Here is a 21836-nt window from a genome sequence, read left to right as displayed (position 1 = left end):
GCGCGGCCCGCCGCGCCGGTCGCGCCCGCCGCGCCACGCGCCGCCGCGGCTTCTTCGGCGGCCGCCGCAGCACCGGAGGCACCGGCGACCCCACCCGCGGCGAGCCGGGCGCCGCTCGCGCCCGACGCGCCACCGACGCCACCGAGGCCACTGCCGCCTGCACCGCCACCACCGAGGCCCTTGAGCGCCGCCGCGCCGGCACCGCCCGCGCCGCCGAGACCCTTCGCCCCGGTGCTGGTGCCGCCGCCGAGCGGGGTGCCCGCCGGGCCACTGACAGAGTCGAGCCCGGCCAGCGGGTTGCCGCTCACGGTAGGCCCGCCGAGACGGCTGGCGATGCTGTCGCCGTTGATCCCGCCGGAGTAGCCGATGGTCGGCATGCGCGCCGACGAGCTGCCGGACGTGCCGGTGTCGACCGCCGAGGCGGCCACCGTCGAGTCCGGGATGTCGAGGTCGGGCACCGACGCGTGGTTCTGCAGCGTGCCGCCGCTGTAGTTCCCGGGGGTCCCGGCCGGGTAGTCCGGAGTGGACAGATGCGGCACGGCGCCGGTTCCGCTGCCGTAGCCGGACGCACCGCTGTAGGTGTTCAGCGCGGGCGCGCCGACCCCGGTGCCTGCGCCCGAGGTGTCCAGGCCGGGCACGGCGGTCCCGGGGACGGAGGTCCCGGTCGGCAGCGACGGGGGGTTCAGGTTCGCCGCGGCCACCGCCGCGTTCACGTCCCCGGTGCCCGCGCCGGCGGCCGCGGGAGCGCCCGCGGTGGGAGCCGAGCGCAGGCTCGCGGCCTGCGCGGCACCGGCTTCGGTGGCCGGGATCCGCGCCGAAGCCGGCCCGGTCGCGCCGGTGCGCAGCGACGCGATCTGCGCGTTCGGCCCGCCGAGCTTGGGCGGCGCGACGAACGCCGGGGTGATGGTGGCGCCGGCGACGGTGTCGTCGTACTGGGTCATGATCCGCGCGGCCTGCTGGCGTGCGGCCTCCGACTGCTGCAGCGCCTGCTGGTCGAGCTGCGCCTGCTGCGCGTACACGACCGGGTCGGTGATCGTCTGCAGGTGCGCGTTGGCGGCCTGCACGTCGAAGTTCACCGGCGGGTTGGCCGCCATCTGCTTCTGCGTCTCGTTCAGCGCCTGCGAGTGGATCTCCTGCTGGCGGCCGGTGAGCGTGGCGCCCTTGGCGGTGTTGCCGAGCCACAGGCCGACGTCGGCGAGGTGCTTGCGGGCCGCGTCGCCGCCCTCCCCCTGCCAGTCGGCGAGGCTGTCGTTGATGGCGTCGGCCAGGTTCTGCTGGTGCTCGGTGAGTTCCTTGCCCAGCCGCACCCACTCCTCGGAGGTGACGGCGACCGCGGCGGAGTCGGCGTTGGTGGTGATGGCTTCGAGCATCTGCTGGTGGGTCGCGTTGTCCCACAGCGAGCTGGGCGCCGGGCCGTGGTCGCGGATCTCGACCCCGTCGTCGACGCTGTCGCGGACGGCGACGATGCGCTGCTCGTAGCGCCGCTGGATGGTCTCGTCGCGCAGCAGCGGGGTGACGACGTCCCCCAGCCAGCCCTTCGCGATCTCCTCGTCGACCTGCTTGGTGACCTCCTCGCGGATCTCGTCACCCGAGGTGTGGTCGTGGCCGATGGGACCGATGTAGTACGGCGAGCTCGGGTCCGCGGTGACGTCCTGCACCCCGCCGCCGACGTCGGACAGCTCCACGATCTTCTCCCCTTCGAGGTTGCTCGGTCAGGCCTGCTCGGCGCGGTATCGCCGCAACGTGATCCCGGTTTCGCCGTCCTGGGACCGGTAGTTCTTCTGGGCGAGCTTGATCGCCTCGATGTAGGTGGGCAGTTCGGCCTTGGCCTGCGTGAGCTGGGTGAGCAGGCCGCGCTCGTCGCTCGCGGTCTTCACCATCACGTCCGACACCCACTTCGCGGTGGTGGTGTCGCTCATCGGCGGCGCCTGCCCGAACGCCTGCAGCGCCGACCAGCGCGACTCGAGCGCGTCGACGATGCCCTGCAGCGCCTGGATCATCTTGTCGCCGGTCCGCTCGTCGACGGCGAAGCCGCCCTCGGTGGCCAGCCGCTTCAACGCGACCGCCTGCACCATCCGGACCGCCTTCTCCGCCTTCGGCGCTTCCTCGCTCATCCCCGGTTCCTCCCCGATCTCAGTAGACGGCAGCGATCATGTCGCGGACGGCTTCGGCGACCGCCGGGAACCCCGCGGGCGTGTAGGTCGCGGTGATCGTCCCGGTCGCGTCGGTCCGGGTGCTCACCAGGTACCGCCCGTCCTCGGTGTCCAGCCACGTGACCGGGGTGGCCGAGCGGCGTTCGCCGTGGCGTCCGCGGCCGTGCGCGGTGAAGTAGCCGCCGCCGCGCCGCGGGGCCGCGAAGACCTCTTCGAGCCGGTCCTCTTCGGACACCGCGCGGGCACGCGCGGGCCGCCGCGACCGCACGACCGTGGTGACCTGGAGGCTGCCGAAGGCCTCGGTCTCCTCCTCGTCGAACTCCTCCTCGGCCTGGCGCAGCGCGGCCAGCGCCGAGCGCGGGCGCTCGTCCTCGCGGCGCGACACCGACAGCGGCGTGCCGGGCGCGGGGTCGGCCGGGGTGAGCGAGCCGGCCACGCGGGGCACCAGGTCCTCGTCCGGGAACAGGGAGAACCACAGCCTGTCCTCGCCGGGGGCCTGGCGGATCACGAGCGCCTGCGCGCCGTCGGTGGCGGCGTGCACGGCGAGGTCACCGGCGCGGGAGTCGGTCCCGCTCGCGGTGACCGTGACGCGGTGGTCGCCGAGCAGTTCGAACGCGGCGCGCACGCCCGGGTCGAGCCGGCCGCGGGTGGACAGGCCGCGGTCCTCGAGGTCGGCGTGCACCCGGAGCGCGAGTCTGGCGAAGCGGAGCGGGTCCACGGTGGTGTGGCTGATGCGCAGGGGGAACACGCGGACGTCGACGCCCAGCGCCCGCCCGACGACGACGGCCTCCACGCTGCCGAGCGTGAAGTCGAACCGAGACACCATCGACGCTTGTGTCACCTTTCGGATTCCGGCCTCGGACGCGGGGCCGTGAGGCGTGGACGGCCAGTGTGGCTTGTTCGTTGATCAGTGTCGGCGCCGGGGCGCCCGCTGTCGAGCGACCCACCGGCACACGGTGGAGATCACAACGCACCGGAGGGGTGACGGAACGCCGTTTTCCTCCGGCGTTGCCCGAAAGAGCCGCGAATCAGGGGCACGCGGGCACGCGGCGGGGCGCTCATTTGAGCACGGGTGTCATGAGGTGAGCGGGATCCCGAGCGCCTCGCTGACGGCATCGTCCAGGGTGCGGACGCTGTTGAGCAGAAACTGCCCCACGGGTTCCACGGGCCCCGGCAGGGGCGCGCGGTTCTCGTCGACGTAGCGGTCCCGGATCACCTCGTGGAAACAATGCACCGGCAACACCTCGCCGGGCAACAGCGGCCGGTGCTCGATGGCATGCCTGCCTCACAGACTAGGCAAACCCGGCACACAGCACGAGACCCGACGATGGTGCCCATGCGAGACGACCAGCCCGCCTACCAGGGCCGCCCACTCCCCCGCCCGCACGACGAAGTCGTCGACCAGGGGCTCGGCTTCGACATCGGCACCCTGTTCGACCGCCGCCGGGCGTTGCGGTTCCTCGGGATCGGCGCGGCCGGTGTCGCGCTCACCGCGTGCGGCGCCGGGTCGACCGGCTCCACAACGACCACCACCTCGGCCACGACGGGCGAGATCCCGGACGAGACCGCAGGCCCCTACCCCGGCGACGGCTCCAACGGGCCGGACGTGCTGGCGCAGAGCGGCATTGTGCGCAGCGACATCCGCTCCAGTTTCGGGGAGTCCACCGGCACCGCCGAGGGCGTGCCGATGACGCTGGAGCTGACCGTGTCCGACCTGGCCAACGGCGGTGCCGCGTTCGCCGGCGTCGCGGTGTACGTGTGGCACTGCACCCGCGAGGGCGGCTACTCGATGTACTCCGACGGCGTCGAGGACCAGAACTTCCTGCGTGGCGTGCAGATCGCCGACGCCGACGGGCGTGTGCGGTTCACCAGCGTCTTCCCGGCCTGCTACGACGGCCGGTGGCCGCACATCCACTTCGAGGTCTACCCCGATCAGGCGAGCATCGCCGACTCGTCGAACGCGATCGCCACCTCGCAGGTCGCGCTGCCGCAGGACGTGTGCCAGACCGTCTACCAGCAATCGGGCTACGAGGACTCCGTCGCGAACCTGCGGAAGGTGAGCCTGTCCAGCGACAACGTCTTCGGTGACGACGGCGGCGCCTCCCAGCTGGCGACCGTCACCGGGGACGTCACCGGCGGCTACACCGTGAGCCTCGCGGTGCGCGTGGACACCCGGACCACCCCGTCCGCCGGCTCCGGTCCGGGTGGGACACCGCCGTCGCGCTAGCCGGTAACGAAGATCCTCCTGCTCACGACAAGCCGTGCGCACCGATCAGGAGGATCTTCGTGACCAGTCAGCCGCCCGGCTACCCCTACCCGCAGTGGCCACAGCCGCCGCGGCGCAACATCGGCGCCGTCGTCGCCCTCGCGATCGCCGGTGCGCTCGTCGTCGCCGGGGTGTCGGTCGGCGTCACGCTCGCCGTCACGGCAGACGACGACAGCATCAAGGCCGCGCCCGCCACCACCTCCCGGCCCCGGCCCACGACCTCGAAGTCGCCCACGCCGGTGATCCCGGTCAACCCCCGGCAGAACGTCGAGGTGAAGATCGGCGAGACCATCGGCTTCGGCAGCCACGCCGGCCGGCCGGAGGTCGCCTTCACGCTCACCAAGGTCACCGTCGGCGGCCGCTGCACCGAGCCGTACGCGCAGAAGCCGGAAAACGGGCGGTTCATCTTCCTGGACATGACGGTGACAACGTCGTCGTCGATGAGCGGCGACTTCGCGCCGAGCCTGCTGAACCCGAACAACTTCTCGATCATCGGCCCGGACGGCGTCACCGAAACCGGCGGCAGCCTCAGCAGCGCACCGGCGATCGGCTGCCTGTCGCGCAGCAAGCTGTTCCCGCTCGCGCTCTCGCCGGGCCAGAACTACGTCGGCACGGTGGTCCTGGATTCCCGCAACACCACCGGAAGCCTCGTGCTGGCCCCGTACGGACTGGACGGTTTCAACGGCTGGGAGTGGAACCTCGGCGAACACGCCTGACCCTCCACAGTGGCCCGACCACACCCGGTTGACCAGCGCGTCGAACTCGCGGAGCGGCAGGGTTCGTTGAGCTCCAGCAATTTCTCCGGCATCCAGCCGATGGCGTAGCGGGTCTCCGCATGGCGGTCGCGCCGTTCGGGATCGACGTCGTGGTCGTCCAGCCCGGCATCATCAGGACCTGTTTCGAGGACGGGACGGCCGCGCAGCTGACAAGCTGGACCAGCCGCGCCGGTTTGAGCACGTTGACCGCCAACTGGTCCCGCGCCAAGGCGAGCGGCACGTCCTCCACCGCCGGCGGCGGCGCGTTCGAGGTCCTCGCCCTTGCAGGCGTCCATCGGCAGCGCGTGGTCTCCGGCTTCCCGCAACGCCGCCATCCGCGCCACGATCCCGGTCGACATCCCCGTCACCAGACACACCTTTACCGCTCAGTCGCCCAGACCACCGGTAACTCCGCCACCCCGCGCACCAGACTTCCCGTCCGCACCACGACATCCGCGGCCGGCACCGCGAGCCGTAGCGACGGGAACCTCGTCGCCAGCGCCGGCAACGCGACCTGCAGCTCCACCCTGGCGAGCTGCTGGCCGAGGCACTGGTGCACGCCGTGGCCGAACGCGACGTGCCCGGCGGACGGCCGCAGCAGGTCGAGCACGTCCGGATCGGGGAAGCGCGCGGGGTCGCGGTTGGCCTCGGGCAGGCACACGGTGACGCACTCGCCCGCGGCGATCCGCTCGCCGTCCAGCTCGATGTCCGCCAGCGCCGCGCGCACCGTGAACGGGATGACGCTGTGGTAGCGCAGCAGCTCCTCGACCGCCCGCCCCGGCTCGGCGCGCAGGACCTCCGCCGCGCCGGGGTGGGTGCGCAGCGTGAACGCGCCCAGCGCGAGCATGTTCGCCGTGGTGTCCAGGCCCGCGCCGAGCAGCACGAAGCCGATGTTGACCAGTTCCTCGTCGGTGAGGTCGGCCGCGGTGAGGCCGCTCAGCAGGTCGTCGGCAGGCGCGTCCCGCTTGGCCGCCACCAGGTCGCGCACGAACTCGTGCACCGCCGAGTACGCCGCTGCGGCCTGCTCCGGCGTCCGGTCCAGGCGGAACAGGTCCAGCGCGTGCCCTTGGAACCGCGCGCGGTCCGCGTAGGGCACCCCGAGCAGCTCGCAGATGACCTGCGCGGGGATCGGCTGCGCCCAGACACGCACCAGGTCCACCGGCCCGCTCGCCCCGGCGATGGCGTCGAGGTGCTCGTCGACGATCTCGCGCACGCGCCCCGTCAGCTGCCGCATGCGCCGGACCGTGAACTGGCCGGCGAGCAGGCGGCGGTAGCGCGTGTGCTCCGGCGGATCCATCGAGTTGAACATCCCGGCACGCGCCGACACCCCGTTGCCGGGCGCGCCGGGGACCGGCATGTGCCGCAGGTCCGACCGGGCGCTGAACCGCGGGTCGGCCAGCACCGCGCGGACGGTCTGGTAGCTCGTCGCCACCCAGCCGAGGTGCCCGTCCGGGTAGGTCAATCGCTTCAGCATTCCGCGAACGCTAGGAACACCGGCGAACGCGGAGCAACCGGCAAACAAGGAACTCCCAGGTCGGTGATCTAGCATCGGTGCAATGAGCGTGGAACCGAATGCACCGGCCCGTACCCGGCTGACGTTCGGCGAACGCCGGCGCATCGCCGCCGGGCTGGCGATGGGGCTCAGCTACGCGGAGATCGGCCGCAGGCTGGGACGGCCCAAGTCGACGGTCATCCGCGAGGTCGCCCGCAACGGCGGCGCCCACGGCTACCGCGCCGACCGCGCCCAGCAGGCCACCGCCTGGCGTGCCCACCGCCGCAGGCCGGTCCCGGCGCCGGAACCACCCGCGGCGGGCGGGGGCGATCCGCGGCGGTTCGAGCAGGACTTCGCCGCGGTGATGGTCCAGACCGGGGTGCCGCCGATGATGGCGAAGGTCCTCGTCCGCCTGTTCACTTGCGACACCGGAAGCCTCACCGCGGCCGAGCTCACCGCCGGGCTGCGAGTCAGCCCCGCCTCGGTGTCCAAGGCGGTCCGCTGGCTCGAGGAGCGCGGCCTGGCGCGGCGCGAACGCGACGGCCGCCGCCAGCGGTACGTCATCGACGAGCACGTCTGGTACCAGGCGTGGCTGGTCAGCGTCCGGTCGATGACGCTGTGGGCGGACTGCGCGCGGCAGGGCGCGCAGGTGTTCGGCGACTCCCCCGCCGGCGCCCGGCTGCGGGACACCGGCCGGTTCTTCGAGCACCTGCGCCGCGACATGGCGCAGGCGGCCGAGCACTGGCGAAACCTTCCGTATGACGGGTACGCGACCTAAGGTGTGATCATCGCAAAGGAGCGGTGATGACCAAGCCCGTGAAGGGCGACGAGGTCAGCGACATCGTCGCCGAGCACGACGAAGAACGGCCAGCGCGGCGGTTGTCGCGGGGGCCCGACCTGCTGGTGTACCTGGCCGCGCTCGCGGTCGCCCTGCTCGTGCTGAAGCAGGTCTTCTTCCCCTACAGCAAGGGCAACCAGTTCTACCTGGTGATCTTCCTCGGCTGCACCCTGCCGCTGGTGTTCCTCTGCTACCGGCCGCTGGCGCGGTCGCGGCGCTCCCCGGACAACCCGTGGCTGCTGGACTGGGCGCTGTCCGTGGTCGCGCTGGTCGTGGGCCTGTACCCGGTGCTGTCCGGCTACGACGACTTCCTCGACCGGCAGGGCCAGCTGTCCACGCTCGACATCGTCGCGGGCGCGTTGCTGCTCCTGCTCATCCTGGAGGCCACCCGGCGCACCACCGGCTGGGTGCTGCCGGTCGTCTGCCTGCTGTTCCTCGCCTACGCCTACTACGGCGGCTACCTGCCGCCGGACTGGGGCATCGCGCACGCCGGCGTGGACTTCAGCCAGATCATCAACGCCCTCTACAACGACGCGAGCGGCTTCTTCGGCACCCCGCTGGACGTGGCCGCCAGCTACATCGTGCTGTTCACGATCTACGGCGCGGTGCTGGAGGCCTCCGGCGCGGGACGGTTCTTCGTCGACATCTCCTTCGCCGCGTTCCGCCGGTCCCGCACGGCGCCGGGCCGCACGACGGTGCTGTCCGGGTTCCTGCTGGGCACGGTGTCCGGCTCGGGCACCGCGACCGCGGTCAGCCTGGGCTCGATCACCTGGCCGATCCTCAAGCGCGCCGGGTACCCGAAGGAGCACGCGGGCGGCCTGCTCGCCGCGTCGGGCATCGGGGCGATCCTGTCGCCGCCGACGCTGGGCGCGGCCGCGTTCATCATCGCCGAGTACCTGCAGACCTCCTACCTGACCGTGCTGATCTGGGCGTCGGTGCCGACGTTGCTCTACTACCTGGGCATCGTGTTCGCGATGGAGGCCGACGCCCGCCGCTTCCACGCCAAGCCGGTGGACGTCGAGCGCGGCGACCCGTGGCGGCTGCTGCTGCGCGGCGGCTACCACTTCCTGTCGCTGGCGATCATCGTGGTGTTCCTGGCGCTGGACATCCCGCCGTTCGCGGCCGTGGTGTACGCGACCGGGGTGGCGGCGCTGTTCGCGTTGATCGCCCGGCGGCGGGACCTGCGCGGCTGGGCGGTGGACATGGTGGGCGCGCTGTCCCGGGGCGTGCGGGGCGCGCTGCCGGTGATCGCGGTGTGCGCCGCGGCCGGGGTGATCACGTCCACGATCACCAAGACCGGGCTGGGCCTGGAACTCGCCGACGCGCTGGTCGACGTGGCGCGGGCGGTCACCGACAACGCGACGGTCGTGCTGGTGCTGACGGTGCTGCTGTCCGCGGTCGCGGTGGGGGTGCTCGGGCTGGCGGTGCCGGTGACGGCGTCGTTCATCATCGCCTGGGTGGTGATCGCGCCGGCGCTGGAGACGCTGGGCGTGGCGCCGGCCGAGCGCGCGATGTTCATCTTCTACTACGCGGTGCTGTCGGAGGTGACGCCGCCGACGGCGCTGGCGGCGGTCGCGGCGGCGGCGATCACCGGTGGCCGGGTCATGAAGACCATGTGGCAGTGCTGGAAGTACACGCTGCCTGCGTTCCTGGTGCCGATCGCGTTCGTGCTCACCGACAACGGGGCGGCGCTGCTGCTCCAGTCCGGGGCGGTGACGGTGGTGTGGGTGCTGGCGGTGTCCGCGCTCGCCGTCGCCGCGCTCGGCGTGGTGACCGGCGGGTGGCTGTTCGGGCCGGTCCACCCGGTGGTCCGCGTGCTCTTCGTGCCCGCCGCGGTGTGCCTGCTCTACCTGGAGCCGGGGCCGATCGTGGCGGGCCTGGCCTTCGGCGTGGCCGCGACGGCCGCGCACCTCGTGATCAGAAGGAGGCGGCATGAAACGACTGCTGACGGTGCTGGTGGCGGCGGCCCTGATCGCGACGGGCTGCGGCGGGAAGCAACCGAACCAGCCGGCGGCGGGCGGGAGCCAGGGGTGTGAGGCCGGCAGCGGCAGGCTCACCATCGCCACCGGCAACAGCGGCGGCGTGTACTACGTGCTCGGCGGCGGGCTCGCGCAGCTGATCAGCAACAACACCGGGCTGAAGGCGACCGCGGCGGAGACCGGCGCGTCGGTGCAGAACATCCAGCAGCTGGTCGACGGCACCTACGACATCGCGTTCTCGCTGGCCGACACCGCCGCGGACGCGGTGCAGGGCAAGGGGAGTTTCGACGGCAAGCCGCAGAAGGTGCAGGCGCTGACGCGGATCTACCCGAACTCGACGCAGGTGCTGGTGCGCACCGACTCGGGGATCAACAGCATCGCCGACATGCGCGGCAAGCGGATCTCGACGGGTTCGCCGAAGTCCGGCACCGAGGTGATCGCGAACCGGCTGCTGCAGGCGGCGGGGCTCAACCCGGACACCGACGTGCAGGCGCAGCGGCTGGACCTGGCGAAGACCGCGGACGGCATCAAGTCCGGCACGATCGACGGGCTGGTGTGGTCCGGTGGCCTGCCGACGGCGCAGATCACCGACATCACGACGACGATGAAGGGGCAGGTGAAGTTCATCGACATCACCCCGCAGCTGGCGGCGCTCAAGCAGATCAACCCGGTGTACGACACGGGCACGATCCCCGCGGCGACGTACGGGCAGCCCGCGGACGTGCCGACGATCGTGGTGCCGAACCTGCTGCTGGTGCGGGAGGACTTCCCGGCGAGCGACGCGTGCGCGATCACCAAGCTGATCTTCGACAAGAAGGCCGAGCTGGAGAGCGTGCACCCGGCGGCGAAGGAGATCACCCGGGAGAACGCGACGCGCACCCAGCCGGTGCCGATGCACCCCGGATCGCAGCAGGCGCTGGCGACTCCGTGAGCGGCAGTGGTGGGGGCGGCTCGCGCCGGTGATCTTCAGGAAGGGTGGCCTCCCGGAGGAGGCCGGGCCGCGCCGGTGACCTCCGGGAGGGGCAGTGGATTCCGGAGGACGCCGGGCCGCGCCGGTGACCTCCGGGACGCGGTGGCTTCCGGAGGACGCCGGGACGCGCCGGTGACCTCCGGGACGCGGTGGCTTCCGGAGGACGCCCGGGCGGATGCCTACGCGCGAGCAAAGCCGGAACCGCTCCGGTGACCAGCCGCCGGAGCGGGAACGCCGGCGGCTCCCGCACGAGCCCGGTCACCACTCGCCGGAACCGCGCCGCCTCCCCGGAACGAGGCTGCCCGCCGCCCGAAACAGCCAGCCTCCCCCGGACCAGGCCGCCACCTGCTCGCGACCAGCCACCTCGCCGCAACCCCGGCACCCCGGCCGCCCGGTTCCGGCCGCCACCCGCCGAAAACAGCCGGCCCCCACGCCAGGCCACCACCCGCTCATAACCGGCCACCTCGCCGCGACCCCGGCCACCCAACCGCCCGGTTCCGGCCACCCGCCGGAAACAGCCCGCCTCCCCCAAGCCACGCCGCCACCCGCTCGCGACCGGCCACCTCGCCGCAACCCCGGCCGCCCAACCGCCCGGTTCCGGCCGCCACCCGCCGGAAACACCCCGCCTCCCCCAACCAAGCCGCCACCCGCTCGCGACCGGCCACCTCCCGGGCCGTGACCCGGCCCGGGAGGCGCGTTACCCGCGACCTCCTCCCCCGCATTACCTCCCGCGTAATCGACGCCCCGCGCCGCAGGCCACAGGATGGGGTCATCAGCCTCCGGAAAGGACGGACCCCATGACCGCCTACGTCATCGCCCACCTGATGCCCGCCGAGCCGCACGCCGACATCGCCGAGTACCTGGAGCGCATCCAGTCGACCCTGGATCCCTTCGGCGGCCGGTTCCTCGTGCACGGCGCGCCCGTCGAGGTCCGCGAGGGCGACTGGCCCGGCCACCTGGTGATGATCGGCTTCCCCACCGCCGCCGACGCCCGCACCTGGTACGACTCCCCCGCCTACCAGGAGATCGTGCCGTTGCGCGCGGACCACATCCCGGGCAGCATCGTGATCGTCGACGGCGTCGAGGCCGGCCACGACTCCGCGGCGATGGGCGCGGCGATGCGCGCCGCGATGGCCTAGAGCCGCAGGTGGTCCCGCAGCCGGCGGGCGACCCGCGCCATCACGGCCTCCGCGCCGGGCTGCTGCGCCGCCGCCACGCGCGACTCGGTCAGCGCCGCCACCGCGAAGGCCTGCCCGTCGGCGTGCTCGACCACCCCGATCTCGTGCCGCAGCGTCAGCACCGTGCCGGTCTTGGACGACCACACCGACGCGTCGGAGACGAAGTCCGGCGCGAGCCGGTGCCGGACCACGTTGTGCCGCATCAGTTCCCGCACCCGGGCGGCGACCTCGGCGGGGATCGCCGACGGCGTCCACAGCGCCTGCAGCAGGTCCGCGAACGCCCGCGCCGAACCGGAACTCGCGCGGGTCACGTCGAGTTGCGGGATGCGGTGCCCGCGCCCGGCGGTGCCCGCGTCCACGGCCAGCGCGTACGCCAGGTGCACCTCGCCGCGCTCGAAACGTTCCGCGGGTGTGTCGGCCAGCTCCTGCACCGGGTGCCGGACGGTGATGCCCTCGATGCCGAACCCCTTCAGGATCCGGGCGACCTCGGGCGGCGGGGTGAGGCCGAACAACGCGTCGGCCGCGACGCCGTCGCTGATCGCCGTGCTGAGGTAGAGCAGGTCGTCGACGGCGACGCGCGCCGGGTGGCGGAACCGGCTCAGCCCGGTCGGTCCGGGGGTGGTGATGCGGCCGGGTTCGATGTCCAGCTGGGTGGCGCCGTCGAGTTCGCCGAGCCGGATCCGTTCCAGCGTGGCGACCGCGAGCGGCACCTTGACCAACGACGCGGACGGCCACTGCGCGTCCGGCTCGATCGCGATCTCCTCGCCGCTGCGCAGGTCCCGCACCAGGAACGAGCCGCGCAGGCCGGCGTCGTCGAGCTGGTCCCGCAGCTCGCGCAGCAGCGCTTCGGTGTTCACGTCTCCCCCAGGCATCGGCCGATCGACCGCGACAGCGGCCGCAGGCGCTCGCTGTCGTCACTGTACGTCGTGGCCAGCGCGTAGCCGCGGACCAGGCGGACCTCGCCGAGCGGCCGCCAGTGCAGGTCCAGCTCGGCGGCCTGCGCCTCCGAACAGAGCAGGAGGTCGGCGGTGCCGAGCACGTCGGCGACCGCGGTGACCAGCGACTCCGCGGTGACGACCTGCGAGGGCCGCAGCCCGAGGGCGTCACGCAGGTGGGTGAGCCGGTCGCGGATGTGCGGCACGTCGTCCTCGGGTTGCAGCCACACGCGCCGCGCCGGGCCGTCGTCGCCGCGGCCGACGCGCAGGGTTTCCAGGTAGACCGTATGCGCGGCCGGCGGCACCGCTGCGGCCACACCGAGCGGCACCCGCCAGCGGGCTTCGTCCTCGGGAACCGCGGTGAGGGCGGCGCGGACCTCCTGGGTGCGGACGAGGCCGGCGCGTTCGGCGGGCGGCGCGGGGCGGAAGTCGAGGACGAGGTCGTGGTCGCGGGCTTCGGCGTCGAGGTGGGCGAGCTCGCGGGCGGAGCACCAGTCCGGCACGGCGAACCGCAACGGGCGGCGGCGCGCGCGGCGGGCGTCGTGTTCGAAGGCGTCGGCGAGGCGGACCAGCCGGGCGGCCGCGGGGAGCACGTCGCGGCCGAACGGCGTCAGCACCGCGCGCCGGGTCGAGCGGTCGAAGAGCCGGTCGCCGAGGTGCTGTTCGAGCGCGGCGATGCGGCGGCTGGCGACCGGCTGGGGGATGCCGGCCGCGGCCGCGCCGAGGGTGAAGCTGCCGCGCTCGCTGACGCTGACGAAGGCCCGGCAGGCGCCGACGAGATCCACGCCGCGCATCTTATGCCGGATCCGCATGGAAACTGTCTTTTTCGTCTTCGACGGCATCGAGTGGGCACGGGAGGCTGGGGCCATGCTTGTTCGAACTCTTCGCGCCGTGGTGGTCCTGCTCGTCTTCGGGCTGGTCGGGGCGTGTGCCGCGGAACCGCCCCCGCCGCCGCCCGCCGTTTCGACTGTGGCGCCGGCGCCGCAGGTGGACTTCGCCGATCTGGAAGCGCGGTTCGACGCGCGGCTCGGGGTGTACGCGATCGACACCGGGACCGGGCGGGAGATCACGCACCGGGCCGACGAGCGGTTCAACTACGCGTCGGCGATCAAGTCGCTGCTGGCGGGCGCCGTGCTGCGGCGGAACGTCGACCTGGACAAAGTGGTGACCTACACCGACGCGGACATCCAGCCGAACTCGCCGATCACGAAGGACCGGCGGAGCGTGACGGTGCGCGAGGCGGCCGAGGCGGCGCTGCTGCAGAGCGACAACACGGCGGCGAACCTGCTGTTCGCGGAGGTGGGCGGCCCGGCAGGGCTGGCGGCCGTGCTGCGCGAGATCGGCGACACGACGACCCACCCGGACCGGCTCGAGGTCGAGCTGAACTCGGCCATTCCCGGCGACGTCCGGGACACGAGCACTCCGCGGGCGATGGCGGGCAGCCTGCGAGCGTTCCTCCTGGGCGAGGCGTTGCCTGCAGACAAGCGGGATCTGCTGGCCGGGATCATGCGCCGCAACAAGACCGGGACGGAGCTCATCCGCGCCGGCGTGCCGTCCGAGTGGCCGGTGGCGGACAAGACGGGCACCGGCGACTACGGCACCCGCAACGACATCGGGGTGATCTGGCCGCCGAACCGTGCGCCGATCGTGCTGGCGCTGATGTCGAGCCGAGCGACCGCCGACGCTTCGTACGACAACAAGCTGCTCGCCGAGGCGACCTCGCGGGTGGTCGAAGCGCTGCGGTAGGTGGGGTTGCTCTGCGGCTTGATCGGGGTTGGGCCAATCGTGTGCGCGCGATTGCCCAGCCCATCAAGTCGGCGCTCCGGTTGGCGGCCCGCTCGTGCCCACGGCAGGAACAGCGGTGACCGCCGCGAGAGGTCCAGCCATCCGGCAAAAGCTCAGCCCAGCAACTCCTCCACCAGCCGCCGCGCGTAGCTGGGCGACAGGCCGTCCGGGCGGAACAGGATCCGGTACATCATCGGCGCCACCACGTGGTCCAGCACCGTCTCCACCTCCGGCGCCGCCTCGCCGCGCTGGGCCGCTCGCGCCAGGATCACCTCGATCTGTTCCGCCGCGTACGCCGAGCACCGGCTGGCGTTGGTGTCGTCCCCGAGCAGCGCGTCCCGGATGTAGGCGCGCCCGGGCTGCGCGGACATCTCCTCCAGGAACTGCTCCGCCCACGCCGCCAGGTCAGCCCCCAGCGAGCCGTGGTCCTCGGGCGGCGACTCGGGCCGGAGGCGTTCCACCGCGACGTCCGACAGCAGCTCGTGCAGGTCGCCCCAGCGGCGGTAGATCGTCGACGGCGTCACGCCGGCCCGCGCGGCGATCAGCGGCACCGTCAGCGCCTCCCGCCCGGCCTCGGCCTCCAGGGCACGAACCGCGGCGTGCACGGACTCCTGCACCCGCGCGCTGCGGCCGCCGGGGCGCACCATCGGCTTGCGGCTCACACCCCCAGCTTAACGCAACGATTGTGCGTCAAGCGTGGCCCGCGCCCAGGCCCGGACCCGCTCCTCGAACCCCGCCGCCGGAAACGTCCCGTCCTGGGCGACGTCGGCGATCGTGACCTCGAACGGCCCCGCGCCACCCGGCGGCGCATCGAACTCCGGCAGCGCACCACGGGCCCGATGCGAGTTGGCCCGGCGGACCGCCGCGGTGAGACCGGCCACCGCGGGGCGGCCACCGTCCACGAAGGCGCGGACGATCGCCCAGTTCCGCCCCCGGTCCCGCTCCGGCAGCCGGCTCGGGTGCTGCAGCAGGAAACACCCCACGGTCACCCCGTGCAACGGCCCCCACGGCTCCTGCCGCGAGTGGTCCAGCGCCAGCACCACTTGGAACAACTCATCGCAGGGACCGGCCCCACCGCACTCCGCACACGTCACGCGTCCGACGCTAGCGTCTCCACCGGCTGGAGGGTCAACGCTCGAACGCCCGGCCCAGCCCCAGCACCACACCGTCACCCCCGGCGCGGCCGATGAGCTGCATCCCGATCGGCAGCCCCGCCCGGTCCTCCCCCACGGGCACGGTCAGCGACGGCAGCCCGGTGATGTTGGCCGGCGCCGACAACCGCACGTAGGCATCCGAGACGCTCTCTGTCGTCCCGTCGGGCCAGGTCACGCTCTCCTGCCCCACCGGCACCGCGGTGACCGGCACGGCCGGGGCGGCGATCACGTCGACCGTCTCCATCAGACGCGACCACTCACGTCGCATGAGCGTCCGCGCCCGTTGGGCCCGCAGGTAGTCCACAGCGGACATCCGGCGCCCGGCTTCGAGCAGCACCCGCACGTCCGCGGCGTAGAGCTCGGACACCGCGTGCACAGTCGGGTCGTGGTAAGCGCTTGCTTCCGGGACCATCAGTCCCCATTGGACTCCCTGAACGTACCGCGTCATGGGGATTTCGACATCCACCAGCCGCGCGCCGAGCGCCTCCAGTCGGCTGATTCCCGCCCGCACCGCCGATTCGACCTCGGGGTCGACGTGGTCGAAGTAGTAGTTCCCCGGCACGCCGACCCGCAGCCCGGACGGCTCCACGGTGGATACTCCACACAGGACTTCCATCACGAGCGCGGCGTCCTCGGCGGTGCGCGTGATCGGCCCGACGTGGTCCAGCGACCAGGACAACGGCACCACCCCCTCCCGCGGCACCAGGTCGTAGCTCGGCTTGAAACCGGCGACCCCGTTCAGTGCCGCGGGCACCCGGATCGAGCCGCCGGTGTCGGTGCCCAGCGAGAAGGTCGCCATCCCGGCCGCGACCGCCACCGCGGATCCGCCGCTCGACCCGCCTGCGATTCGCCCGCCGTCGCGGGCGTTGACCGTCTGCGGCGTGATCAGCCCGTAGGCGAACTCGTGCGTGTGGGTCTTGCCGACCAGGACCGCGCCGGCCCCCGCCAGCCGGGCCGCGACCGCGCTGTCCGACTCGGCTCGGTGCCCGGCCCGCACGCGGGAACTCGCGGTGGTCGGCAGCCCGGCGACGTCGATCAGGTCCTTGAGCCCCATCGGGATTCCGTGCAGCGGCCCGCGCACGCCGCCCCTCGCGATCTCGCGCTCGGCCTCGCGGGCGGCGTCCCGGGCACGGTCGGCGGTGACGGCGACGTACGCGCCGAGACGGGCGTCGGCCTCCTCGATGCGCATCAGCACGTCGTCGACCAGTTCGACCGGGGACAGTTCGCGGCTCCGCACGGCCGCCGCCGCGCCGGACAGCGTCAGGTCAGCGGGCCGCATCGGACTCTCCCGCCTGGTAGACCGCCGCCGGCGCGGTCTCGCCGAGGTCGAGTTCGCGCAGGACACCGACCACGGTGTCGATGTGGTCGGCGGTGGCCACCACCTCGGGCCGGACTTCGGATGACATGGTCCTCCTCCTAAAGCTAAGTGTTTGCGTTAACCTTAACGCAAACACATTGCGTTTAGGAGGTGTCATGTGGTTCGTGGGTGACATCACGGTGCAGCGGGTCGACGAGGTGCTGCTGCCGCCCGAGACCGGTCCCTGGCTGTTGCCAGGCGCGACGCCGGACGTCGTGAACCGGCACGACTGGCTGCGGCCCGACTTCGCCGACGGCGACGTGCTGCGCCTGGCCAGCCACAGCTTCGCGGTCACGGCCGGCGGTCTGCGGATCCTGGTCGACACCGGCATCGGCGACGGCAAGCAGCGCGCCAACCCGGCGTGGCACGACCTGCGCACCGGCTACCTGGACCGGCTCACGGCGGCGGGATTCGCGCCGGAGTCGGTGGACCTGGTCGTGCTCACGCACCTGCACACCGACCACGTCGGCTGGAACACGCGGCTGGTGGACGGCGAGTGGGTGCCGACCTTCCCGCGGGCCCGCTACCTGACCTCACGCGCCGAACGGGACTTCTGGTCGGGCTACGACATGGACGAGCCGCGGCGGCAGATGTTCCGCGACTCGGTCGAGCCGGTGGCGGACGCGGGGCTGCTCGACCTGGTCGACGTGCCCGACGGCGGCGTCGAGGTCGCGCCCGGGGTGCGGCTGGTCCCCACGCCCGGCCACACCCCCGGGCACGTCGCCGTGCGGTTGACCAGCGGGAACAGCAGCGCGGTGATCACCGGTGACTGCGTGCACCACCCGGTCCAGCTGGCGCACCCGGGGATCACCAGTTGTGTCGACATCGATCCGGCGCTCGCCGAGTCGACGCGCCGGTCGCTGCTGGCGTCGCTGGCCGACAGCGGAACCCTGCTGCTGGGCACCCACTTCCCGCCGCCGACCGGTGGCCGCGTCGTCACCGCGAACGGGGGGCTGAAAATTCTGCCGGCGTGATGTCGAGTCCGGTCGTCGCCGTTCGTCCTCGGGTCAACCGAGGAAAGGAGTCGGCGATGGAACTGATGGAGCAGTACCGGCGGGCGCAGGACGGGCTGGACGCGGTGCTGGCGGCGGTGCCGGACGACCGGTGGGACGTGCCGTCGATGTGCGCGGAGTGGACCGTGCGGGACGTGGCCGGGCATCTGATCTGGGGCCAGTGGCAGATGCGGGCGTGGGCGGTGGGCGAGCCGGACCCGGACCGGTCAGGCGCGCCGGGATCGCCGCGGCCGGGCACGTGGACCGGCGACGACCCGGTGGAGACGTGGCGCAAGGCGCGGGCGGCGTCGATGCCGGCGCTGACCGGGGAGGCGCTGGCGCGGACCACGTCGATCACCGGCATCGGCGAGGTGCCGCTGGCCGCGGTGGTGCCGCTGATGATCACCGACACGGTGGTGCACAGCTGGGACATCGGGCACGCGCTTGGCATGGACGTGCGGGCCGACGCGGACCTGGTGGCGCTGGCCGCGGACTGGGCGAGGCAACACGTCGTGCGGCGGCCGGGTTTCTTCGGGCCGGAGGTGACGCCGCCGCCGGACGCCGACGAGCAGACGCGGATGCTGGCGTTCGTGGGGCGCCGCGTGTGAGGGGAGCCTGACAGCGGACGCGGCTGGGCGGGTCGGCGCCGCGTCGGCGCGCGGCCGCGGGCCGGGCGGTGGTCCGGCCCGCCGAGGCCTCGGACCACCCACGCGGCGGCGCGCTGGGGTGGTGGGTGGTCCGGCCCGCGGCAGCGCGCCGAATCGGTGGGTAGCGCGCCGAGTCGGCGGTGGTCCGCAGCAGCGCGCCGGATCGGCCCGCGCGGCAGCGCGCTGGATCGATGGAGGTCCGGTGTGCCGCCGCGTGCCAGAGCGGGCAGCGCGCGGGGCGGCGCGGGTCCGGCCTGCGGAGGGCTTGGCGCATACGGCCACCGGCCGCCATTTCGGTGCGGGACCGCGCGCCGGATCAATGGGCAACGCGCTGGGACGGCGGGTGGTCCGGCCCGCCAAGGCCTCGGACCACCCACGCGGCGGCGCGCATTGCCGACTGGAACCTGAGGTGCGAAGAGCTGGCGGGTCGGCCTTCCGGAGGGGATGGCGCGCTGCCCCGCATCGGCGCACTACCCGCGGGGGCAGGCCCACTCGTCCGCGAACCACCTCAGGTTCGGCGGCTCGTCTGGAACCGTTGCTGGTACGCCCTCGGCGAGACGCCCGTGTGCTGCACGAACACGCGCCGCAGGGATTCGGCGCTGCCGAAGCCGCTCGCGTAGGCCGTGGCGGTCACCGGGTGGCCCGCGTCGAGCAGGGACTTCGCCGCGTCGAAGCGGATCAGTTCCACGTACTTGGCCGGCGTGGTGCCCAGTTCCTCCTGGAAGAGCCGCGTCAGGTGGCGGGTGCTCAGACCCGCCCGCGCGGCCAGCTTCGGCAGCGAGTGGTCCCCCGCCGGGTCCGCCGCGACCGCGTCGCACACCGCGCGCAGTGGCGGGGTCTTCGGGGCCGGGCCGCGCAGCGACGGCGAGAACTGCGACTGCCCGCCGGGCCGCTGCAGGAACACCACCAGCGACCGCGCCACGCGGCGGGCCAGCTCGGGCCCGTGGTCGCGCTCCACCAGCGCCAGCGCCAGGTCGATGCCTGCCGTGACCCCGGCCGAGGTGAACACCGACCCGTCCTCCACGAAGATCGCGTCCGGCTCGACCTGGATCGCCGGGTGCGCGCGGGCCAGCGTCGCGGCGTGCTGCCAGTGCGTCGTGGCCCGGCGGCCGTCCAGCAGTCCCGCCGCGGCGAGCACGAACGATCCCGTGCAGATCGACGCGACCCGCTTCGCCCGCCCCGCGATGGTCCGCGCCGCCTCGGCCAGTTCCGGCGGGACGGCGCGCGCGGGGAACACGTCGCCGCCCATCACCAGAGCCGTGTCCAGCGGCCCGGTGTCCGCAACGTCGGCGTCGACGGGGATCCGCATGCCGGTCGACGACGACACGTCCCGCCCGCCGACCGAGCACAGCACCAGCCGGTAGTCCGCGCCGAACCGGTTGGCCTCGGCGAACACCTCGCTCGGCCCGGCCACGTCGAGCAGCTTCACCTCGTCGAACACCAGTAGCGCCAGCCGCCGCACGCGCACCTCCACACGTCCCGATCTGTGGAGAGTACGTCGCGAATCGAGGAGCGCAGGCAACCCCGCCGCTGCGACGCTCGAGGGGACCAGAAAGGACACCACCGATGACCACCGTGATCGCCGGCATCACCATCCCCGACTCCGCGCTCGCCGCCGAAGCCACCGAGCTGGTCCGCGACGCGACCGACGACCTGCTGTTCCACCACTCGCGCCGGGTGTTCCTGTTCGGCTCGCTGCAGGGCCGCCGCCTCGGCCTCACCGCCGACCCGGAACTGCTCTACGTCGGCGCGATGTTCCACGACCTCGGCCTCACCGAGAAGCACCGGGGCGCGACGCAGCGGTTCGAACTCGACGGCGCCGACGAGGCCCGCCGCTTCCTCGAATCCCACGGCGTGCCCGAGGACTCCGTGCGCAAGGTGTGGGAGGGCATCGCCCTGCACACCACCCCCGAGGTGCCGTGGCGGCTGGAACCCGAGGTGGCCCTCGTGACCGCGGGTGTGGAGACCGACGTGCTCGGCATCGGCCGGGACAAGCTGGCCGAGTCCGACCTCGCGGCCGTCGTCGCGGCCCACCCGCGCCCGGACTTCAAGCGCCGCATCATCCAGGCCTTCGCCGACGGCTTCCGGCACCGCCCGGACTCCACCTTCGGCACGGTCAACGCCGACGTCCTCGAACACGTCGACCCCGCCTACCGGCACATCGACTTCGTGGAGGTGATCCTCCGCAACGACTGGCCGGAATGATCCGTCCGCCGGCGCCTCCGCGGACCAGGCGTCACTCCCCCGCGAGTGCGAGGACCGTGCGGGCCTGCTCCAGCATCGCCACGTCGAGGAAGGTGCCGTCGGTCAGGGCGATCGCCCCGACGCCGGCCGCGGTGGCGTGGTCCAGCCGGGACAGCACCTCGCGGGCCCGTGACACTTCTTGTTCGCTGGGCAGGAAAGCGACCCGAATGGTGTCCAGCTGGGCCGGGTGGATCGCGGTGCGCCCGCGGAACCCCAGCGCCCGCCCCGCGCGGCAGGACGCGGCGAGCCCGTCCAGGTCACGGACGTTGGTGTAGGCCGACATCACCGGCGGCACCAGGCGGGCAGCGCGCGCGGCGACGACCACCCGGCTGCGCGCCCAGGCCAGCCCGGCCTCGTCGGTCACCCCGAGGTCGGAGCGCAGGTCCGCTTCGCCGAGGCCGATGGAGGCGACCTGCGCCGACGCCGTCGCGATCTCCAGTGCCCGCTCGACGCCGAGCGCGGATTCGATGAGCGGGTGCAGCTCCCGGCCGGGCAACGCCTCGGCCAGCGCGTGGATCTCCTGCGCAGACTCGACCTTCGGGATCCGCGCGCCCACCTCCACCGGCAAACCGGCCAGAGCCGCCAGGTCCGCCGTGTGCCACGGCGTGCTCGCGTGGTTGATGCGCACCTGCACGCGGCGGGCGAGCGACTCCGACAGCAGCCGCACCGCGTTCGCTCGCGCCTCGTCCTTGCGAGCCGGGGCGACGGCGTCCTCCAGGTCCACGAGCACGACGTCGGCGGCCGAATCCAGCGCCTTCGCCACCCGGTCGGGCCGATCGGCCGGCACATACAGCAGGGTCAACGCCGGAGCGCTCACACCACACCCTCCTCACGCAACCGCACCACGACCAACGGCGCGAACAGCGCCTTCACCACCCGATCCGGCCGATCGGCCGGCACATACAGCAGAGTCAACGCCGGAGCGCTCACACCACACCCTCCCCACGCATCCGCGCCACGACCAACGGCGCGAACAGCACCTTCCCCACCCGGTCCCGCCGGCCAGCCGGCACCAGAGTCAACGCGGGCGCACTCACGCCGCGCCCTCCTCACGCAACCCCGCCACCACCGAAGACGCGACACCCAGCACC

Annotated in this window: 23 protein-coding genes; 10 read left to right on the top strand and 13 right to left on the bottom strand. The window is 73.0% G+C overall.

Features of this window, described 5'->3' with window-relative positions:
* The 4 genes from ABZ193_RS31940 to ABZ193_RS31925 form a co-directional block, all read right to left on the bottom strand.
* Positions 1 to 1685 (bottom strand): hypothetical protein (locus tag ABZ193_RS31940; protein WP_354712531.1); only part of this gene is annotated, 1685 nt, incomplete at its 3' end.
* Positions 1686 to 1712: 27 nt separating this feature from the next.
* On the bottom strand, positions 1713 to 2114 hold the full coding sequence (locus ABZ193_RS31935) for a hypothetical protein (RefSeq protein WP_354712530.1): 402 nt from the start codon (positions 2112 to 2114) through the stop codon (positions 1713 to 1715).
* Between the two features lie 19 nt (positions 2115 to 2133).
* Positions 2134 to 2979, bottom strand: coding sequence for an ESX secretion-associated protein EspG (locus tag ABZ193_RS31930; protein ID WP_354712529.1), 846 nt, complete (start codon positions 2977 to 2979; stop codon positions 2134 to 2136).
* Positions 2980 to 3228: 249 nt separating this feature from the next.
* Positions 3229 to 3387: a hypothetical protein gene (locus ABZ193_RS31925; protein ID WP_354712528.1), complete on the bottom strand. Its 159-nt coding sequence runs from the start codon at positions 3385 to 3387 to the stop codon at positions 3229 to 3231.
* A gap of 102 nt (positions 3388 to 3489) precedes the next feature.
* On the opposite strand from ABZ193_RS31925, the gene ABZ193_RS31920 reads away from it, so the two are divergent.
* The gene (locus ABZ193_RS31920) at positions 3490 to 4380 is read left to right on the top strand and encodes an intradiol ring-cleavage dioxygenase (protein ID WP_354712527.1); all 891 of its coding nucleotides are present in this window, start codon (positions 3490 to 3492) and stop codon (positions 4378 to 4380) included.
* 59 nt (positions 4381 to 4439) lie between these two features.
* Positions 4440 to 5135 carry a hypothetical protein gene (locus ABZ193_RS31915; protein ID WP_354712526.1) on the top strand — a complete coding sequence of 232 codons (696 nt, stop codon included), beginning with the start codon at positions 4440 to 4442 and terminating at the stop codon, positions 5133 to 5135.
* Between the two features lie 418 nt (positions 5136 to 5553).
* Here the strand turns inward: ABZ193_RS31915 and ABZ193_RS31910 are convergent, their stop codons facing one another.
* Positions 5554 to 6648, bottom strand: coding sequence for a cytochrome P450 (locus tag ABZ193_RS31910; RefSeq protein ID WP_237335344.1), 1095 nt, complete (start codon positions 6646 to 6648; stop codon positions 5554 to 5556).
* A gap of 82 nt (positions 6649 to 6730) precedes the next feature.
* Between ABZ193_RS31910 and ABZ193_RS31905 the strand changes: the two genes are divergently transcribed.
* From ABZ193_RS31905 to ABZ193_RS31890, 4 genes are all read left to right on the top strand, one after another.
* Positions 6731 to 7444: a helix-turn-helix domain-containing protein gene (locus ABZ193_RS31905; RefSeq protein ID WP_237335343.1), complete on the top strand. Its 714-nt coding sequence runs from the start codon at positions 6731 to 6733 to the stop codon at positions 7442 to 7444.
* A gap of 26 nt (positions 7445 to 7470) precedes the next feature.
* Positions 7471 to 9540 carry a TRAP transporter fused permease subunit gene (locus tag ABZ193_RS31900; RefSeq protein ID WP_020423280.1) on the top strand — a complete coding sequence of 690 codons (2070 nt, stop codon included), beginning with the start codon at positions 7471 to 7473 and terminating at the stop codon, positions 9538 to 9540.
* Complete coding sequence (locus tag ABZ193_RS31895) at positions 9437 to 10414, top strand: TAXI family TRAP transporter solute-binding subunit (RefSeq protein WP_027936658.1); 978 nt, start codon at positions 9437 to 9439, stop codon at positions 10412 to 10414. The genes ABZ193_RS31900 and ABZ193_RS31895 overlap by 104 nt, the downstream gene beginning before the upstream one ends.
* An 836-nt stretch (positions 10415 to 11250) precedes the next feature.
* Positions 11251 to 11592, top strand: coding sequence for a DUF1330 domain-containing protein (locus tag ABZ193_RS31890; protein WP_237335342.1), 342 nt, complete (start codon positions 11251 to 11253; stop codon positions 11590 to 11592).
* Here ABZ193_RS31890 and ABZ193_RS31885 read toward each other — a convergent pair.
* Both ABZ193_RS31885 and ABZ193_RS31880 read right to left on the bottom strand, forming a co-directional pair.
* Complete coding sequence (locus tag ABZ193_RS31885; protein ID WP_020423277.1) at positions 11589 to 12488, bottom strand: serine hydrolase; 900 nt, start codon at positions 12486 to 12488, stop codon at positions 11589 to 11591. The genes ABZ193_RS31890 and ABZ193_RS31885 overlap by 4 nt on opposite strands.
* Positions 12485 to 13360, bottom strand: a complete 876-nt coding sequence (locus ABZ193_RS31880) for a LysR family transcriptional regulator (protein WP_354712533.1) — start codon at positions 13358 to 13360, stop codon at positions 12485 to 12487. Before ABZ193_RS31880 ends, ABZ193_RS31885 begins: the two co-directional genes overlap by 4 nt.
* A 73-nt stretch (positions 13361 to 13433) precedes the next feature.
* On the opposite strand from ABZ193_RS31880, the gene bla reads away from it, so the two are divergent.
* Positions 13434 to 14312: a class A beta-lactamase gene (gene bla, locus ABZ193_RS31875; RefSeq protein ID WP_354712532.1), complete on the top strand. Its 879-nt coding sequence runs from the start codon at positions 13434 to 13436 to the stop codon at positions 14310 to 14312.
* A 152-nt stretch (positions 14313 to 14464) separates the two neighbouring features.
* Here bla and ABZ193_RS31870 read toward each other — a convergent pair whose 3' ends face one another.
* Genes ABZ193_RS31870 through ABZ193_RS31855 form a run of 4 tightly spaced genes read right to left on the bottom strand, consistent with a single transcriptional unit; the run spans position 14465 to position 16911 of the window.
* Entirely contained in the window at positions 14465 to 15013 is a 549-nt protein-coding gene (locus tag ABZ193_RS31870) for a TetR/AcrR family transcriptional regulator (RefSeq protein WP_237338684.1), read from the bottom strand.
* Between the two features lie 9 nt (positions 15014 to 15022).
* On the bottom strand, positions 15023 to 15445 hold the full coding sequence (locus ABZ193_RS31865; RefSeq protein WP_027936656.1) for a DUF5946 family protein: 423 nt from the start codon (positions 15443 to 15445) through the stop codon (positions 15023 to 15025).
* Positions 15446 to 15479: 34 nt separating this feature from the next.
* A complete protein-coding gene (locus ABZ193_RS31860; RefSeq protein ID WP_237338685.1) occupies positions 15480 to 16784 on the bottom strand; it encodes an amidase in 1305 nt (434 codons plus the stop codon).
* The gene (locus ABZ193_RS31855) at positions 16771 to 16911 is read right to left on the bottom strand and encodes a hypothetical protein (RefSeq protein ID WP_237338686.1); all 141 of its coding nucleotides are present in this window, start codon (positions 16909 to 16911) and stop codon (positions 16771 to 16773) included. The genes ABZ193_RS31860 and ABZ193_RS31855 overlap by 14 nt, the downstream gene beginning before the upstream one ends.
* Before the next feature lie 67 nt (positions 16912 to 16978).
* Here ABZ193_RS31855 and ABZ193_RS31850 point away from each other — a divergent pair, with 67 nt between their 5' ends.
* Both ABZ193_RS31850 and ABZ193_RS31845 read left to right on the top strand, forming a co-directional pair.
* Entirely contained in the window at positions 16979 to 17836 is an 858-nt protein-coding gene (locus tag ABZ193_RS31850) for an MBL fold metallo-hydrolase (protein ID WP_237338687.1), read from the top strand.
* A 56-nt stretch (positions 17837 to 17892) separates the two neighbouring features.
* Positions 17893 to 18462, top strand: a complete 570-nt coding sequence (locus tag ABZ193_RS31845) for a TIGR03086 family metal-binding protein (RefSeq protein ID WP_237338688.1) — start codon at positions 17893 to 17895, stop codon at positions 18460 to 18462.
* Positions 18463 to 19009: 547 nt separating this feature from the next.
* On the opposite strand, the gene ABZ193_RS31840 is transcribed toward ABZ193_RS31845, so the two are convergent.
* Positions 19010 to 19963 carry a GlxA family transcriptional regulator gene (locus ABZ193_RS31840; RefSeq protein ID WP_354712525.1) on the bottom strand — a complete coding sequence of 318 codons (954 nt, stop codon included), beginning with the start codon at positions 19961 to 19963 and terminating at the stop codon, positions 19010 to 19012.
* A gap of 104 nt (positions 19964 to 20067) precedes the next feature.
* On the opposite strand from ABZ193_RS31840, the gene ABZ193_RS31835 reads away from it, so the two are divergent.
* Complete coding sequence (locus ABZ193_RS31835; protein WP_237338690.1) at positions 20068 to 20706, top strand: HD domain-containing protein; 639 nt, start codon at positions 20068 to 20070, stop codon at positions 20704 to 20706.
* Positions 20707 to 20737: 31 nt separating this feature from the next.
* Here ABZ193_RS31835 and ABZ193_RS31830 read toward each other — a convergent pair whose 3' ends face one another.
* On the bottom strand, positions 20738 to 21562 hold the full coding sequence (locus ABZ193_RS31830; RefSeq protein ID WP_237338691.1) for a CoA ester lyase: 825 nt from the start codon (positions 21560 to 21562) through the stop codon (positions 20738 to 20740).
* Positions 21563 to 21836: the final 274 nt, after the last annotated feature.

This window comes from Amycolatopsis sp. NPDC006125 (genome assembly GCF_040614195.1).
Taxonomy (GTDB): Bacteria; Actinomycetota; Actinomycetes; order Mycobacteriales; family Pseudonocardiaceae; genus Amycolatopsis_E; species Amycolatopsis_E tucumanensis.
This window is presented reverse-complemented; position numbering and strand designations above follow the sequence as displayed.

Coding starts and splice junctions, on each gene's coding strand:
- ABZ193_RS31935 (WP_354712530.1), bottom strand. CDS start 2,114: ATGAGCGAGGAAGCGCCGAAGGCGGAGAAGGCGGTCCGGATGGTGCAG.
- ABZ193_RS31930 (WP_354712529.1), bottom strand. CDS start 2,979: ATGGTGTCTCGGTTCGACTTCACGCTCGGCAGCGTGGAGGCCGTCGTC.
- ABZ193_RS31920 (WP_354712527.1), top strand. CDS start 3,490: ATGCGAGACGACCAGCCCGCCTACCAGGGCCGCCCACTCCCCCGCCCG.
- ABZ193_RS31910 (WP_237335344.1), bottom strand. CDS start 6,648: ATGCTGAAGCGATTGACCTACCCGGACGGGCACCTCGGCTGGGTGGCG.
- ABZ193_RS31905 (WP_237335343.1), top strand. CDS start 6,731: ATGAGCGTGGAACCGAATGCACCGGCCCGTACCCGGCTGACGTTCGGC.
- ABZ193_RS31900 (WP_020423280.1), top strand. CDS start 7,471: ATGACCAAGCCCGTGAAGGGCGACGAGGTCAGCGACATCGTCGCCGAG.
- ABZ193_RS31895 (WP_027936658.1), top strand. CDS start 9,437: ATGAAACGACTGCTGACGGTGCTGGTGGCGGCGGCCCTGATCGCGACG.
- ABZ193_RS31890 (WP_237335342.1), top strand. CDS start 11,251: ATGACCGCCTACGTCATCGCCCACCTGATGCCCGCCGAGCCGCACGCC.
- ABZ193_RS31880 (WP_354712533.1), bottom strand. CDS start 13,360: ATGCGCGGCGTGGATCTCGTCGGCGCCTGCCGGGCCTTCGTCAGCGTC.
- bla (WP_354712532.1), top strand. CDS start 13,434: ATGCTTGTTCGAACTCTTCGCGCCGTGGTGGTCCTGCTCGTCTTCGGG.
- ABZ193_RS31860 (WP_237338685.1), bottom strand. CDS start 16,784: ATGCGGCCCGCTGACCTGACGCTGTCCGGCGCGGCGGCGGCCGTGCGG.
- ABZ193_RS31855 (WP_237338686.1), bottom strand. CDS start 16,911: ATGTCATCCGAAGTCCGGCCCGAGGTGGTGGCCACCGCCGACCACATC.
- ABZ193_RS31850 (WP_237338687.1), top strand. CDS start 16,979: ATGTGGTTCGTGGGTGACATCACGGTGCAGCGGGTCGACGAGGTGCTG.
- ABZ193_RS31845 (WP_237338688.1), top strand. CDS start 17,893: ATGGAACTGATGGAGCAGTACCGGCGGGCGCAGGACGGGCTGGACGCG.
- ABZ193_RS31835 (WP_237338690.1), top strand. CDS start 20,068: ATGACCACCGTGATCGCCGGCATCACCATCCCCGACTCCGCGCTCGCC.